This is a genomic window from Rhodococcus sp. W8901 (genome assembly GCF_013348805.1).
GTDB lineage: Bacteria > Actinomycetota > Actinomycetes > Mycobacteriales > Mycobacteriaceae > Prescottella.
Map to the genome: position 1 here is coordinate 175944 of NZ_CP054690.1, position 14542 is coordinate 190485.

11 protein-coding genes are annotated in these 14542 nt (G+C 65.9%); 8 read left to right on the forward strand and 3 right to left on the reverse strand.

All coding sequences use genetic code 11. The annotated features are described in order from the left end of the window. The first annotated feature begins 13 nt into the window (after positions 1-13). The 5 genes from HUN07_RS00825 (at position 14) to HUN07_RS00845 (ending at position 6070) form a co-directional block, all read left to right on the forward strand. A complete protein-coding gene (locus HUN07_RS00825; RefSeq protein ID WP_302675498.1) occupies positions 14-1795 on the forward strand; it encodes an AAA family ATPase in 1782 nt (593 codons plus the stop codon). Next, on the forward strand, positions 1792-2901 hold the full coding sequence (gene mcrC / locus HUN07_RS00830) for a 5-methylcytosine-specific restriction endonuclease system specificity protein McrC (RefSeq protein ID WP_254622718.1): 1110 nt from the start codon (positions 1792-1794) through the stop codon (positions 2899-2901). The genes HUN07_RS00825 and mcrC overlap by 4 nt, the downstream gene beginning before the upstream one ends. Next, entirely contained in the window at positions 2894-3478 is a 585-nt protein-coding gene (locus HUN07_RS00835) for a hypothetical protein (protein WP_174907370.1), read from the forward strand. The genes mcrC and HUN07_RS00835 overlap by 8 nt, the downstream gene beginning before the upstream one ends. A 1-nt stretch (position 3479) precedes the next feature. Then, positions 3480-4115, forward strand: coding sequence for a DUF6308 family protein (locus HUN07_RS00840; protein ID WP_174907372.1), 636 nt, complete (start codon positions 3480-3482; stop codon positions 4113-4115). A gap of 194 nt (positions 4116-4309) precedes the next feature. Continuing rightward, positions 4310-6070 carry an ATP-binding protein gene (locus tag HUN07_RS00845; RefSeq protein ID WP_254623059.1) on the forward strand — a complete coding sequence of 587 codons (1761 nt, stop codon included), beginning with the start codon at positions 4310-4312 and terminating at the stop codon, positions 6068-6070. 72 nt (positions 6071-6142) lie between these two features. Here HUN07_RS00845 and HUN07_RS00850 read toward each other — a convergent pair whose 3' ends face one another. Beyond that, complete coding sequence (locus HUN07_RS00850) at positions 6143-6712, reverse strand: hypothetical protein (RefSeq protein ID WP_174907376.1); 570 nt, start codon at positions 6710-6712, stop codon at positions 6143-6145. A gap of 367 nt (positions 6713-7079) precedes the next feature. Between HUN07_RS00850 and HUN07_RS00855 the strand changes: the two genes are divergently transcribed. The 3 genes from HUN07_RS00855 to HUN07_RS00865 all read left to right on the forward strand — a co-directional run bounded on the left by HUN07_RS00855 (position 7080) and on the right by HUN07_RS00865 (position 13490). Continuing rightward, positions 7080-10535: a DEAD/DEAH box helicase family protein gene (locus tag HUN07_RS00855; RefSeq protein WP_174907377.1), complete on the forward strand. Its 3456-nt coding sequence runs from the start codon at positions 7080-7082 to the stop codon at positions 10533-10535. A 173-nt stretch (positions 10536-10708) separates the two neighbouring features. Continuing rightward, positions 10709-11926 carry a TerD family protein gene (locus HUN07_RS00860; protein WP_114724013.1) on the forward strand — a complete coding sequence of 406 codons (1218 nt, stop codon included), beginning with the start codon at positions 10709-10711 and terminating at the stop codon, positions 11924-11926. 10 nt (positions 11927-11936) lie between these two features. Next, a complete protein-coding gene (locus HUN07_RS00865; protein WP_174907379.1) occupies positions 11937-13490 on the forward strand; it encodes a TerD family protein in 1554 nt (517 codons plus the stop codon). A gap of 63 nt (positions 13491-13553) precedes the next feature. Here HUN07_RS00865 and HUN07_RS00870 read toward each other — a convergent pair whose 3' ends face one another. Beyond that, positions 13554-13922, reverse strand: a complete 369-nt coding sequence (locus tag HUN07_RS00870) for a hypothetical protein (RefSeq protein WP_174907381.1) — start codon at positions 13920-13922, stop codon at positions 13554-13556. Between the two features lie 17 nt (positions 13923-13939). After that, complete coding sequence (locus tag HUN07_RS00875) at positions 13940-14446, reverse strand: DUF3558 domain-containing protein (protein ID WP_174907383.1); 507 nt, start codon at positions 14444-14446, stop codon at positions 13940-13942. Positions 14447-14542: the final 96 nt, after the last annotated feature.

Here is a 14542-nt window from a genome sequence, read left to right on the forward strand (position 1 = left end):
CCCCGCCTGGCCGGTGTTCGTCCGTCCAACGCTTGTGGTGCTATCGGACGGCCAGACATGGCGAACCGCCGACCTACGCGAGGCCGTCGCCGATGCGATGCAGCTGACCGACGGTCAGCGTGAGGAGCGGCTGAACTCCGGCCAGTCTCGCGCCGAGAATCGCGTCGGCTGGGCGCTGTCGATGCTGAAACGCGTGGGTGCGGTCACCCAGATTCGTAACGGCTATTCGGCTATCACCGACTTCGGGCAACAACTTCTCGTCGAACATCCTGAAGCGATCACCGAGGCCGAACTCGTTGCCATCCCAGCCTTTCAGGAATATGTTCCCAAGCGGCGCAAGGCTTCTCCGAAGGAAGCAATCGAGGACGGGCCGTCGTACTGGTTCGTCGGTGCGTACTACTACGGGGAGGCGGTCGAGGACCTGACCGACACCTTCGTGGAGGAGGGTATCTGGCGCAACGGCTACGAGGACAAGTATCTCGACGAGGTCCAGTCGATCGAAGTTGGCGAACGCATCGCCATCAAGGCCGCCTATACCCGCCTCTACGAGCTGCCGTTCGAGGCCAATGGAAACAAGGTCTCGGTGATGGCAGTCAAAGCGACTGGAACAGTCACCCGGAACCACGGCGACGGTCGCACCCTCGACGTGGAATGGGATCCGCGAGAGCATATTCGGGAGTGGTACTTCTACACGAACCAGCGGACGGTGTGGAAGGTCCAGCCGGGCGACTGGCGCACCGACGGACTCATCGACTTCGCCTTCGAAGGTGAAGAGCAAGACCTCGACCGCTTCCGGAACTCTCGGTTCTGGGCCGACCGCTTCGGCGACGACGCCGGCCTCGCCGAGGCGCCCGACGTGGACGACGAGATCGGTGCGGACGACGAGGAACTGCAGGGCGCCCAGCAGGGCTACACGCTCGCCGACATCGTCGCCGACGGCTGCTTCGTCCCCGCCCCGGTGCTCGGCGACTACCTGGATGCCCTGCGTATCAAGAAGAACCTCATCCTGCAGGGCCCGCCCGGCACCGGCAAGACCTGGCTCGCCAAGCGCCTCGGCTACGCCCTCATCGGTGGCAAGGATCGGAACCTGCTGCGCGCCATCCAGTTCCATCCCACCCTGGCGTACGAGGACTTCATCCGAGGATGGCGGCCCAGCGGCGACGGCAAGCTGCAGCTCGAGGACGGCATCTTCCTCGACATCGTCAATGCCGCCCAGGCCGACCCCGGGCACAACCACGTCGTCGTCATCGAGGAGATCAACCGCGGCAACCTCGCCCAGATCTTCGGTGAACTGCTCACGCTCCTCGAGAACAGCAAACGGACACCCGACGAGGCCCTCGAACTGTCCTACCGCCGCCCCGGCGAACCGCCCACATACCTGCCCGAGAACCTCTACATCATCGGCACCATGAACCTCGCCGACCGCTCCCTCGCGATCGTCGACTTCGCGTTGCGCCGCCGCTTCGCCTTCCGCAACCTCGAACCCAACCTCAACGAGGCCTGGCGCCGCTGGGTGTCCGAGCACAACGGCATCCCCGACGCCTTCCTCGCCGCGCTGGCGCACCGCATCGACGCGCTCAACGACAGCATCGCGGCGGACCGCTCGCTCGGCGACCAGTACCGGATCGGGCACAGCTTCTTCACGCCGTCCGGCAAGACCCGCATCGGCGACCCGGACAGCTGGCTGCGGCAGGTGGTGGACTCCGAGATCCGTCCGCTGCTCGACGAGTACTGGTTCGACGACCCGGAGCGCGTGCGGAAGGAAGCGGAGGCACTGCTCGGGTATCCGCTGTGACCGGCGTGATCGTCAGCGGCCGCACCCGGATCCCCGTCCGGAACCTGTGGCTGCTGATGCTGTACGCGTCGAGCCTGTACCGGGCCGACGAGTCGCTGCGCCGCGGCGGCGTCGAAGAGAATCCGGAAGACCTGTGCGACGTGGTCGCCGAGATCCTCGCCGACGCCGTCGAGACCCGGCTGCAGCGCACCCTCGGCCAGGCCTACAGGCCGCGCCGCGCCGCGCTCACCCGGGTGCGGGGCCAGATCGACGTGCTCGAGACGACGACCCGACAACTCCTCTCCCGCGGTCGCGTCGCGTGCCGGTTCACCGAACTGTCCGTGGACAATCCGCGGAACCGGCTGATGCGCACCGCCCTCGCCGTCGCTGCGGGACGGGTGCGCAGCGAACGACTCTCGGCGCGGTGCCGCCGGCTCGCCGCCACCCTCGTCCAGGCCGGCGTCTCGCCCCGGCCCATCGGACGGGGCGAGGTCGTCGGCGTCGTCCTCGGCCGCAACGAGGCGACCGACGTGGCTGCCGTCGACGCCGCGAAACTGATTCTGGCGATGGATATTCCGACCGAGGAGGACGGATCCGGTCACCGCTGGGCGGCATCGCGGGACGTCGCCGAGATGCGTCGCCTCTACGAAGCCGCGGTGCGCGGGTTCTATCGCGCCACCCTCACCGCGCCGTGGCAGGTGCATGCGGGCGAGAAGACGCTCCGCTGGCCTACCGAGGAGGCGACGAGCCGGGTGCGTCAGATCCTGCCGGTGATGCGGGCCGACACCATCCTCGAGACCGTCGACCGGCGGATCGTCGTCGAGACCAAGTTCACCGACGCGCTCAAGTCCAACCGGTACGGCGCCCTCAAACTCGCTCGTGGACACGTCTTTCAGCTGTACGCCTACATCCAGTCGCAGCACGAGCAGGACGCGCTCGCCGCCACCGCCGAGGGGGTGCTGCTGTATCCGACGGTGGGGGAGCACCTCGACGAGTCGGTCCGCATTCAGGGCCACCGCTACCGTTTCCTCACCGTCGACCTCGCCGGCAGCGCCGTCGACATCCGTGCCGCACTTGCCGCGGTCACGGACGAACCCACCATCGAACTCGAGGACAGTCATGAGTGAAATCCATCCGGCGGCAAGCGACGAGAACTTCGAACGGCTGCGCCAGGAACCGTTCTTCGAGGTGGTGGTCGACCTGATCGCCGGTTATCTTTCGTCCGCATTCGACGACGCGGCGTCGGGCGAGGTGGACCAGTGGACGCTGACGTGTCTCCCGACGACGAACAAGACCGCCGAGAGTGAACGTCTCTTCACCCTCAACATCGGACCGATGGAGGTGCTCTACGTGGAGCGGTACACGGAGAACGGCGAGACCGTCGACTACCGCACCGTGCTGTACACGTCGAAGTCCGCGCTGATGCGCGGCACCGGGTACAGCCTCGACGGCCTCACGATGGCAAACCCGTTGCTGCGTTTCCGCGAAACCGAACTGGCCTCCGCGGACGGCGACGGTGTGGTGATCGACTGGTTCCTCTCCGACGAGGGCGCGGACGACCAGTTCTTCGAGCTTCCCCTCGACGAGACGACCATCCGCCCGCTCGCCGAGCGACTTGTCGGCAAGGGTCGAGGCCCGTACGCGCAATATCACAATCGACGGTTCGCGCAGCATGTGCTCGACGTGATGACAGAAGAGGCCTGACATGACGATTCGTCTTCCGAAGGTCCTCGCGTCCGGTGACGACGGCGCCGCAGTCGAGGTGTTGCAGCAGTACTTCCGCGCGCCGCGGGTGAAGACCGGCCGACTGCGCAGCGGCGCGCTGTGGGACGAATGGGATTCCAGCGGAACCCGCGAGCGCGACGTCGACGTCTTCACCGCCGACGACTTGGTCGCCGTCACGCTGCTCTCGGTTGCGGTATCCCCGGACGGCGCCGACATCATCCTGCGCGAGCGCCGCGACGAGTTCGCCGAGCTGCTGCGGGAGGTCGGCCCCGACCGCGACCTCGTCGACGAGGCCGACGAGATGACCCCCGAGTCGCCGGCGTGGCGGCTGGAGACGGCGCTGTGGACGGTCCCCAGCGTCGGGCGGACCGTCGCCTCGAAACTGATCGCGCGCAAGCGCCCGCGGCTCTACCCCATCTACGACCGTGTCGTCGGCGAGGTTCTCGACACCAAGAAGGCGCACCTCAACCCCGTCCGGCAGGCCCTGCGGGACAACGACCGCGAACTGCACAACCGGCTCGTCGCGTTGCGGGAACGGGCGGAGTTGCCGGCCGCGGTCCCGGCCATCCGGATTCTCGACGTGCTTGCGTGGATGCAACTGAAGGCACCGGGCTGAGCGCTCGACTCGATCGCAGCTCTGCGCGCCGCTGTGCACAGGAGTGCCTATTTGAATGCACAGCTGACCTCCTCATGAGCGAGACGAGCCTGAATCGGCGACGAATTGCAGGCGAAAAGTACGTCTTGAACAGGAAATATACACAAATAGTCACAAATGTAGAATGGAGTGTGTAGGTGGACTATCCTGTGGACATGTCGTGGACAGCGGAGCGGCTACAGGACGTCCTGGCGGATCTGCGGACGCGCGGCGGTGATCGTACGGAGATCGAAGTGAAGCGCGCCTCTGGTGGGTGTCCCGGTTTGGCCGAGACTCTCTGCGCCTTCGGCAACATGCCCGAAGGCGGCACCATCCTGCTCGGAATCGACGAGGCACGGGACTTCGAGGTCGTCGGTGTGACGTCCGTGGCTGACATCGAGAAGGGGGTTGCGTCACAAGCGAGAAACGCCGTCGCGCCACCCGTCAACGTCACGTTCGAGCATGCGATCGTGGACGGCTGCGATGTTGTGATTGCCGGTGTGGCCGGGCTTCCCGACTCCGACCGGCCGTGTCGACTCGTCAGAGGCGGTGCTGCTTACCTACGGCAGGGCGACGGGGACTATCGGATGTCGGATCAGGAAGTAGCGCAACTGATTGCGCTCCGAAACCGGCCACGAGACGACGCGGATGCGGTGCAGGGATCGTCGACGACGGATCTCGACAAGCGGTTGGTGACGTTGTTTCTGTCGGAAGCGAGATCGTCGTCACGACGGCTTGCGGACGCCACGGACGGCCAGATCCTCCGATGGAAAGGCGTGACTGCATCGGACGGCACGACTCTGACGATTGCTGGGCTGTACGCACTGGGGCAGTTTCCTCAGCAGTTCGCCCCGTCGCTGGCCATCACCGCCGCGGTCGAACTACCTGATCGCACGGAAGGCCGCACACGTGATCTCGTCCATCTGGACGGGCCGATTCCCGAAATGCTCGATCATGCGATGGAGTGGGTGCGTCGTAACACTCGCAGCGTCATTCGATACGGCGCCGACGGTCACGGAGTCAACCAGAGTGAGATTCCGATGATCGCCGTCCGTGAGCTGATCGCAAACGCGCTCGTACACCGTGATCTCGGTCCACACACGCAGAGCAAGCGGGTGGAGATCCGTTTGCGGGACGACAAGCTGATCATCGCGAACCCGGGTGGCCTCTGGGGGATCAGCCGAGACCAACTCGGAATGCCGACAGGTAAGTCGGCGGTCAACGAGTTCCTATACGAGATCTGCAAACTGACGAGAACGACGATGGGGAACCGTGTTGTCGAGGGCGAAGGGGGTGGGATTCGAGAAGTGCGATCCGCACTGCGCCAGGCAGGGATGCGTCCTCCGGAGTTCCATGACACCGGCGTCAGGTTCACCGCCATCGTGCCGCGCCATGCCCTGCTGTCACCCGATGACCTGTCCTGGTTGGCGGCCGTTGTCAAGAATGCGCCGCTGTCGGACGTGCAGCGGCAGATCCTCGCATCCATGCGGCATGGGCAGGAGTGGACGAATTCGTTTGTGCGAGAGGAGTTCGCACCGATCGACTCGGTTGCCGCCCGCGCAGTGTTGCAGGGCCTGGTCGCCGCGGGATTCGCTGCGGCGAGCGGAGATCGGGGCGGCACCACTTATCATCTTGCGCCGAACCTTGTCGAAGGAAACGAGCGGACCGTGCCCACTGTCGAGATCCTCGACAACCCGGTTGCCGCGTCCGAGGTGTCTGCGCCAGGGGCGCCGGCCAACTTGATGGCGATCTCGTCCAATGCGTCCACCATCTGGCACGCGCTCGATCAGCCCAGGTCCGTCCGAGAGTTGACGGAGGTGACAGGACTCGGGGCGCATCAGGTCAGGTATGCGCTTGCCAAGATGGTCGACAATGGAATCGTTCACGTCGACGGCGGCCCGGGGCGCCGAGGTACCCGATATCGCCGTAGCTCTTGACAACTCGGAACGTACAAACCTGGCTCGCCCGACCCCGCCACGCATGGCAGCGGGGCCGGTTCTGGGCTGGGGTCAGCTCACCAACGTCCAAGTGCCACAACGCTTGCTGGTGAACGCGATGTCGCCCGGCTGGATGGTGACGACGGCCGGACCGTTCTCGTTACCGTTGGCGAGGATCTCGTCGAAGTCGCCGCTCGTGCCGCTGGACCGCTGCCAGTAGCAGCTGGATGTCCCGCTGTTGCGGTACGTGCCGGGGTTGATGTCCTTGCCGACGAGGAAGATGCCGTCGCCCTTGATCGTGTTCTTCGCGGCAGCCTGTTCCTTCGGCAGCAGTTCCCGCTCGCGGCGAGCGATGTCGGCGCTCTGCTTGTCGAGTTGCGACTTGCGGGAGTCGAGTGCGGTGGTCTCGGAGTCCTTGCGCGCCTGCAGATCCTGCTCCTGCTTCGCGACGGTCTGCTCGCGGGCCTCGACGGCTTTCGTTCGCTCACCGGTCGGGTCGGATGCCCCGGCGGCACCGATACCCACGCCGGCGAGCAGCGCCGCGATCAGCGCGACTACCCACGGCCAGCGGCGGCGTTTGGCGGGCTTCGAGGGTGCAGCGTTCGGGACGGTGAGATCGGGTGTGAAGGTGGGACCGGTCATGTCGAGCTCCTGTAACGGGAAGTGGCACCGCGGGTTCGGAGGCCCGATGTACCGCGGCGCGCCCTCGACGTTCGCGAGAGCCGGACAGACTGACAGACACCACCGACAGGATCGGCGTCGTGCAGGCGCCGCATCGTCAACGGTGCTGCTCCGGTATGGCGGGCGGGGTCGTTGCTGGACCGGCGCGGGGTTCCTCCCGCAATCTCTGCAGTGATCATCCTTGGATCAGGAACCAGTCGATCAAAGTTTGGTGTCTCAAACCATTGATCAATGGGCATTGATGAGAGGTTTCTCGGCCGTGTCCGGTTCGGTCGGAGCCCTGTGTCAAGATCACCGGACAGGTGCTACATGGGGAGGACGAGTGTCGATGGCGGGGAATTTCGACTTTCTGCAGGCAGAGTGGCCGACACTGCACGCGGAGGCGCGTAAGGCCGAGCGGGACGCGCTGTTCGACGCCCGCACCACGTGTTTCTACGCCCGCCGCACCGTCGAGCTGACGGTCAAGTGGCTGTACCAGGTGGAGTCGCTGCAGGAGCCGTACAAGAGCGATCTGTCGGCGAAGCTCCACGACCCGGCCTTCGTCGCGGTCATCGGTTACGCCCTCCAGACGAAGATGAACCTCATCCGCAAGCTGGGCAATGCCGCGGTGCACGAGGCCCGCCCGGTGCCGCCGGATGCCGGCCGCAAGGCGCTGGTCGAACTGTTCCACGTGCTGTCGTGGCTGGCCCGCAGGTATGCGACGCAGCCGGCCAGCAAGCCGTCGCCGCAGCAGCAGTTCGATCCCGGTCTGCTCCCGAAGCCGGGCGGCGGGGCCGTCGTCGCGAAGACCGTCGCGCAGCTGAAGAAGCTCGAAGGCGACATGGCGGCCAAGGATGCCCTGCTCGAGAAGTCCGAGGCCGAGAAGCTCGATCTGGCAGCGCAGTTGGCGGCCCGTGACGCCGAGAAGCAGGCCTCCGACCTGGAGAAGGCGACGCTCGAACAGCTCGTCGCCGAACTCAAGGCGCAGGTCGCCGAGGCGCAGGCGGCCAGCGCGGCCGTGCTGGACACCCACGACTACGGCGAGGCGCAGACCCGGCGAGACCTCATCGACCTGTTGCTCCATGAATCGGGGTGGCCGCTCGACCGGGCGCGCGATCGCGAGTTTCCCGTCCAGGGCATGCCCGACGGCAAGAACGGCTTCGTCGACTACGTGCTGTGGGGCGACGACGGTCTGCCGCTCGCGGTGGTCGAGGCCAAGCGCACCTCCAAGGATCCGCGGGTGGGGCAGCACCAGGCCAAGCTGTACGCCGACTGCCTCGAACTGCAGACGGGCCGACGCCCGATCATCTACTACACCAATGGATTCGATCACCACATCTGGGACGACACCCGGTACCCACCACGGCCGATCGAAGGGTTCCACACCCGCGACGAACTGGCGCTGATGGTCCAGCGTCGAACGTCCCGTAAGCAGTTGGCCACGATCGAGGTGCCCAAGCACATCGCGGGACGGCCCTATCAGGAGCGCGCCATCCGCCGCGTCGCTGAGCATTTCGAGAGCGACAACCAGCGTGCGGCCCTGCTGGTGATGGCCACCGGGTCCGGCAAGACCCGTACCGTCGTCGCGCTCACCGACATGCTGATGCGGGCCAACTGGGCCAAGCGGGTGCTCTTCCTCGCCGACCGCAAGGCGCTCGTGAAGCAGGCGGTCAACGCCTTCAAAACGCACCTGCCGGACTCGGCGCCGGTGAACCTGTTGACCGACAAGAACACCGAGGGCCGCGTCTACGTCTCGACCTACCCGACGATGATGGGCCTGATCAACGAGGTCGACGGAGGAGAGCGGCGGTTCGGTCCCGGCCACTTCGACCTCGTGGTGATCGACGAGGCGCACCGTTCGGTGTACCAGAAGTACCGCCACATCTTCTCGTATTTCGACTCGCTGCTGCTGGGGCTCACGGCGACCCCGAAGGATCAGGTCGACTACAACACCTACTCGTTGTTCAATCTTGAAACAGGTGTCCCCACAGACGATTACAGTCTGGAACAGGCCATCGCCGACAAGTTCCTGGTGCCCCCGCGCGCGGTGACGGTGCCGCTGGCCTTCCCGCAGCGGGGCATCAAGTACGAGAACCTCAGCGACGAGGAGAAGCAGTGGTGGGAGGATCTCGACTGGGGTGACGACGTCGTCGAGGCCGCGATTCCCGACGGCGTGGACGCCGAGGTCGTCAACAAATGGCTGTTCAACACCGACACCGTCGACAAGGTGCTCGAGATCCTGATGACGCAGGGGCACAAGGTCGAAGGCGGTGACCGGCTCGGCAAGACGATCGTCTTCGCGAAGAATCAGCGGCACGCCGACTTCATCGCCGAGCGCTTCGACGCGAACTATCCGGAGTTCAAGGGTGCGTTCGCGCAGGTGATCACCCATTCGGTGGTCCAGAACCAGGACCTGATCGACCAGTTCTCGCAGCGCGACAAGGAACCGCAGATCGCGATCTCCGTCGACATGCTCGACACCGGCATCGACGTCCCCGAGGTGGTGAACCTCGTCTTCTTCAAGCCCGTCCGCGCCCGGTCGAAGTTCTGGCAGATGGTGGGCCGCGGTACCCGGCTCTGCGAGGACCTGTACGGGCCGGGTCGGGACAAGACCGACTTCTTCATCTTCGACGTGTGCGGGAACTTCGAGTTCTTCAGCGCCCACCCGGATGCCGCGGAGGGCACGCCGGCGGCGTCGCTGTCGCACCGCCTGTTCGCCACCCGGACCGAACTGATTGCGGCACTGGGCAAGAGCGGTGCGGACGTCGATCTGCGTTCGGACACCGCCGACATGCTGCACCGGCAGGTGCAGGGTATGCGGTTGGACAACTTCATCGTCCGCGCGAAACGACGTCAGGTGGAGAAGTACGCCGACCGGGCGGAGTGGGACTCGCTCTCCGAGCAGAGGGTCGCCGAGATCATCGAGAACCTCGCACCGCTGCCGACCACGGTGCGCGATACCGACGAGCTGGCCAAGAGGTTCGACCTGATCGTCCTGCGCGGCCAGTTGGCGGTCGTGCACGCCGACGGCACCCTGCCCAAGTTCGAGGCGCCGATCCGGCAGATCGCCGACGGCCTGCTCGACGAGGGGCTGAACATCCCGAAGGTCAAGGCGAAGGAGGCGCTGCTGCGTGAGGTGGCGGGTGACGAGTGGTGGCAGGACGTCACGCTGCCGATGCTCGAACACGCGCGCCGCGAACTGCGCTCCATCGTCGGACTGCTCGAGAAGAAGAAGCGGACGATCGTCTACACCGACTTCAAGGACACCCTCGGTGATGTCGTCGAGGTCGATATGCCTGTGCTTCGGTCGGGCACCGATGTGGAGCGGTTCACCGCGAAGGTGCGCGACTACCTGCGGCGGCAGCCCGACAACCTGGCGCTGTCGAAGGTCCGCCACGGCAAACCGCTCACGACCGCGGACCTCGCCTCGCTCGAGGAGATGCTCGCCCGCAGTGGTGCCGGTGAGCCGGAGGATCTGGAACGCGCGGTCGAGAATGCCAAGGGACTGGCCCGATTCATCCGCTCACTCGTGGGCCTTGATCAGCAGGCCGCCGCCCAGGCGTTCGCGGAGTTCCTGCACGGCAAGACCGCGACGGCGGACCAGATCGATTTCGTGAATCTGATCATCTCCCACCTGACACGGCACGGCGAGATGGATCCGTCGCTGCTGTTCGAGTCGCCGTTCACCGACAAGGCGCCGCACGGACCCGGGCAGGTATTCGGCGACGACCAGGTGATGCGCCTGGTCCAGGTGATCCGGTCGATCAACGAGTCCGTCGACACCACCGACGCCGCCAGCGCCTGATCCGACCCGCGGCTGTCCCCAGCAGTCACGGTGGCACCCAGGATCGCCGCCGGCGGGAGACTGTGGCGTGGTTCGCGGGTGGTTCACCCGGCGGACTCGACCTTCGTGTATACCCGATCTTTGACCCGATATGTCCGCATCGACCACTTTCACATCGAAGGAGCCGTAACGCCGTGACCGCACCGCTGACCAAGGGGCAGAACGCCCCGATCACTGCCGGCGACGTCGTCGTCTTGCTCGATCTGACCGCGGCCGCTGATTTGTCGGCTCTTCTGGTCACCGCGAACGGGAAGGTTCGCTCCGACGCCGACTTCGTCTTCTTCAACCAGCCGAGCGGTCCTGGCGTGCAGCTGCAGCCGGGCCCGCCCGGTCAGGCTGCAACGCTGCGCGTTTCACTCGCGTCGGTGCCCGCCGACATCGACCAGATTCGTACCGTCATCACCCTCGAGGACGCCACGTCGACGTTCGGTCGCTATGGCGCTCCGACCGCGCGTCTGGCCGATGCCAACGGAAACACACTGTACGAGTATCGGATCGACGGCCTCGATACCGAGTCGATCGTGATCGCACTCGAGCTGTACCGGCGACAGGGCGGGTGGAAGGTACGCGCCGTCGGGCAGGGATACGCGGGCGGTTTCGCCGCGCTGGTCACCGACCACGGCGTCTCGGTGGACGACGAACCGGCCGCTCCTGCGGCTCCTGTCGCGCCGCCGGCGCCCCCCGCGCCGCCTGCGGCTGCGCCGGCCCCTGCCGCGCCGCCGGTTCACCCGGCGCCCCCGGCCGCGGGTGCCGAAGTCAGCCTCGTGAAGGGCCGCCCGGTCAGCCTGACCAAGGGCCAGAAGGTGAGCCTGCGCAAGGACGGCGGGGTGGCCCTCACCATGGTGAGCATGGGCCTGGGTTGGGATCCGATCGAGAAGCGAGGAATGTTCGGCAGCCGCGCCGTCGACGTCGACCTCGACGCCTCGGCCGTCCTGATCGCCGACAACCAGATCGTCGACGTCGCGTACTACGGGCAGCTTCGGTCCAAGGATGGCTCGATTCTTCACGAGGGCGACAACCTCACCGGCGTCGGTGACGGTGACGACGAGGTGATCCATGTCGACCTGACGCGGGTACCGCCGTACATCACCACGGTCATCTTCCTGGTCACCTCCTACAAGGGGCACACCTTCGAGCAGGTCAAGAACGCCTTCTGCCGGCTCGTCGACGCCACCACGAGCAGCGAACTCGCCCGATACACCCTGCAGGGTGGCATGCCATTCACGGGCATGGTCATGGCCAAGGTGTTCCGGTCGGGCGGTGACTGGAAGCTCGAAGCGATCGGCGAGGGAATCCAGGCCCGGCACGCCGGCGAGGCCGCACCCCAACTGCACCGGTTCATCGGCGCGTAGAGGACCGACAGTGCACCTGACGCCTGGACAGAACACCGTGCTGTCGACCGCGACTCTGCGGTTCACCGCCAACAGCGCAACTGCACTCGACGTGTCGGCCCTGGTGACCGATTCCTCGCTCCGTGCACTGTCGTCCGACGACTTCGTGTTCTACAACCAACCACGGACGAGCGGAGTCCATCTGGGACCGGACGGCGTCGAGATCGATCTCGACGCCGTCCACCCCGATGCCGGCGCCGTGCTCTGCATCGCGAGCGTCGACCCGAACGCTGCCCCCGATGCGGCTTTCACCCAGCTCACCGCGACGCTGCACGACCACAGCGGAGCGCCTGTCGCCACCGTCGACGTCGGCTGCAGATCCGCTGAATCGGCAGTGATCTGTTGGGAGCTGTACCGGCGAGCCGGGCAGTGGAAGGTCCGCGCAGTCGGGCAGGGATACAACGACGGGCTTGCGGGCCTGATCACTCGGCACGGCGTGGACGTCGACGACGACGCGAGTGAACAACCCGCGGCGCAGATGGCAGCCCCAACCACCGCATACGCGCCGATCGAGCCGCTCGACCCGGACAGGATCGTCGAACGGTTCGGGATGATCCAGGAAGACGCTGCTCGCTCGGCCGGTGCCCTTATCGCCGCGCGCCAGTTCGCAGAGTCCCGCCTCGACGACGAGATGACCGCGGCGGTAGCCGATCCCGCCACCCGCAACAGCCCGGAAGCGGGGCAGGCGAGGGCACGAGCGCAGCAGCGACATGACACGGTCGTCGAAGAGGCCTTCATCCGATACCGCCGAGACAGCGCCCACCTCGAGGCTGAACTCCAAGCCGTCGGGCCGATGCTGCCGCGACCGTTCGCAGACTGGAACTCTCCAGCCTGGACCAACCTCAGTGCAGGTGGCGGAACCGCAGACGGAATCCGCATCGGGGAACTGTCAGCCCCCCAGTGTGGTCCACTGCGAATCCCGGTGTGTCTGCCGTTCCCACTCCGGCAGCCGCTTCGAATCATCGGCCCGGACACACCCGGAACTTCAGCCGTCGTCTTCGCTGTCGCACTGCGGATGTTGGCCTCCTACGACGACATCGCCCTCGATATCGTCGATCTCAGCGGCGGACTTCGACCGCTGACGTCCGCGCTGTCCCATCGTCCCCACGGAACCACGATCGCAGGTGTCGACGAAGTAGCCGCCTACCTCGAGTCGATCTCCGCGTCGGTCGAACTCGGCATACTCGACGGGGCCGGCGGAGTCCGATGTTCCGCACGTCCCCAGCGGCTTCTCGTTCTGAACCACTTCCCGTTCGGCTACGAGCAGCGGCACTGGCCGGCGATCGCGTTCCTCGCAGAGCATGGCCCGTCGATGGGTGTTTCGATGGTGATCGTGGGCGAAGATTTCTCCTCCGTCGAGGCGATCGACAGCGACCTCGTCCACCGCAGCTACGCCCTTCCGGCCGCGGACCGATCCGAGTGGTGTGACCCGTGGACCTTCAACGACTGGACCTTCACCCCCGATCAGATACCGGCCGACGCCAACCGCCTGGCACAAGTGCTCGCGCACTTCGCGGACCGGTAGCAGGTGCGGTCGGCACCTGTTCTTGGGTCGACGCTGGACTGTGCTGAGTTCTCGGGTGGTGGATCAGCGGCCGGGAGCGACCGCCGTGATGGCCTGTGTGTTCGACTGTTCGGTGGCATCGAAGCTCGCCGCGATCTTCTCGAACACTGACTGCATCTGTTCGACGACGGTGATGTGGTCGGCCAGAGCCTGATCGAGCGGGTAGGCGCCACCCGACGCCTTCTGCCCGAACTTCCGGGCCAGGGCGACACCGGAGGGGAGGATGCCGAGGCCGTCGATGCGGGTCAAGTCGCCGGACCTCCACCGAAGCTTCTCGAGTTCTTCTCGAAGCTGAGCGCAGCGTTGCGCGCACTTCTCGGCGATCCCGGGTTCCAGGCGCAGGTCGCCCGCATCGACCAAGTCCCCGAGCTCACTCCATGACGAGCTGTTCATGTGATTCTGCCTTCCACTCAGCGGGGAATCGACGGCTCGAAAAGTCCCGCGTTTCGAATGGCGAGGGGACATGGACCTTCTGGTGGAGTTTGATTCGTGTAGTAGCCCGACTTGATCATCACTGTGTCCGACCCGGACGTGAAGACGACATCGCAGTACTCATTGCGCTTATCGGAAACCTCGCGGACGGTGAACGCTTCACGACCGCCCACATCGACGGGAGTGAAGTCTGTGAAACGCTCGTTTGAGCGGACCTCGTCGAGTGTCCGTCCCGAAGCGAAGATCGTGATCAGCCGGTTCGAGCCACTCCAGTTGCACAGGCTCCAACCGGGTTGCTTGACGCCGAGGATGTCCCGCGACTCGGTGGTCGGATCCATGCCCGCCGCTCGCAGCGCCTCGTCCGGGATGCTGCACGGGTCGAATGACGGCTCTGCGGCCCCGGGTGTGGCCGGGTCGGCCTGACCCTCGACGCTCGTCGACCCGCAGCCGACCAGGCTCAGAACCCCGACCGCGGCGACGGCCACGACACTCCACCGTCCCACAGACCTCACGTTTCCCCCCCTCGTTCGGCGACGATCCGCTCATTGGATCAGACGCGCGGTGACCCCACTCGGTTCCAC

Excerpts from the sequence above, each read along its gene's own strand:
- HUN07_RS00855 (WP_174907377.1), top strand. The coding sequence starts at position 7,080 with ATGGCGGGGAATTTCGACTTTCTGCAGGCAGAGTGGCCGACACTGCAC.
- HUN07_RS00850 (WP_174907376.1), bottom strand. The coding sequence starts at position 6,712 with ATGACCGGTCCCACCTTCACACCCGATCTCACCGTCCCGAACGCTGCA.
- HUN07_RS00845 (WP_254623059.1), top strand. The coding sequence starts at position 4,310 with ATGTCGTGGACAGCGGAGCGGCTACAGGACGTCCTGGCGGATCTGCGG.
- HUN07_RS00840 (WP_174907372.1), top strand. The coding sequence starts at position 3,480 with ATGACGATTCGTCTTCCGAAGGTCCTCGCGTCCGGTGACGACGGCGCC.
- HUN07_RS00870 (WP_174907381.1), bottom strand. The coding sequence starts at position 13,922 with ATGAACAGCTCGTCATGGAGTGAGCTCGGGGACTTGGTCGATGCGGGC.
- HUN07_RS00835 (WP_174907370.1), top strand. The coding sequence starts at position 2,894 with ATGAGTGAAATCCATCCGGCGGCAAGCGACGAGAACTTCGAACGGCTG.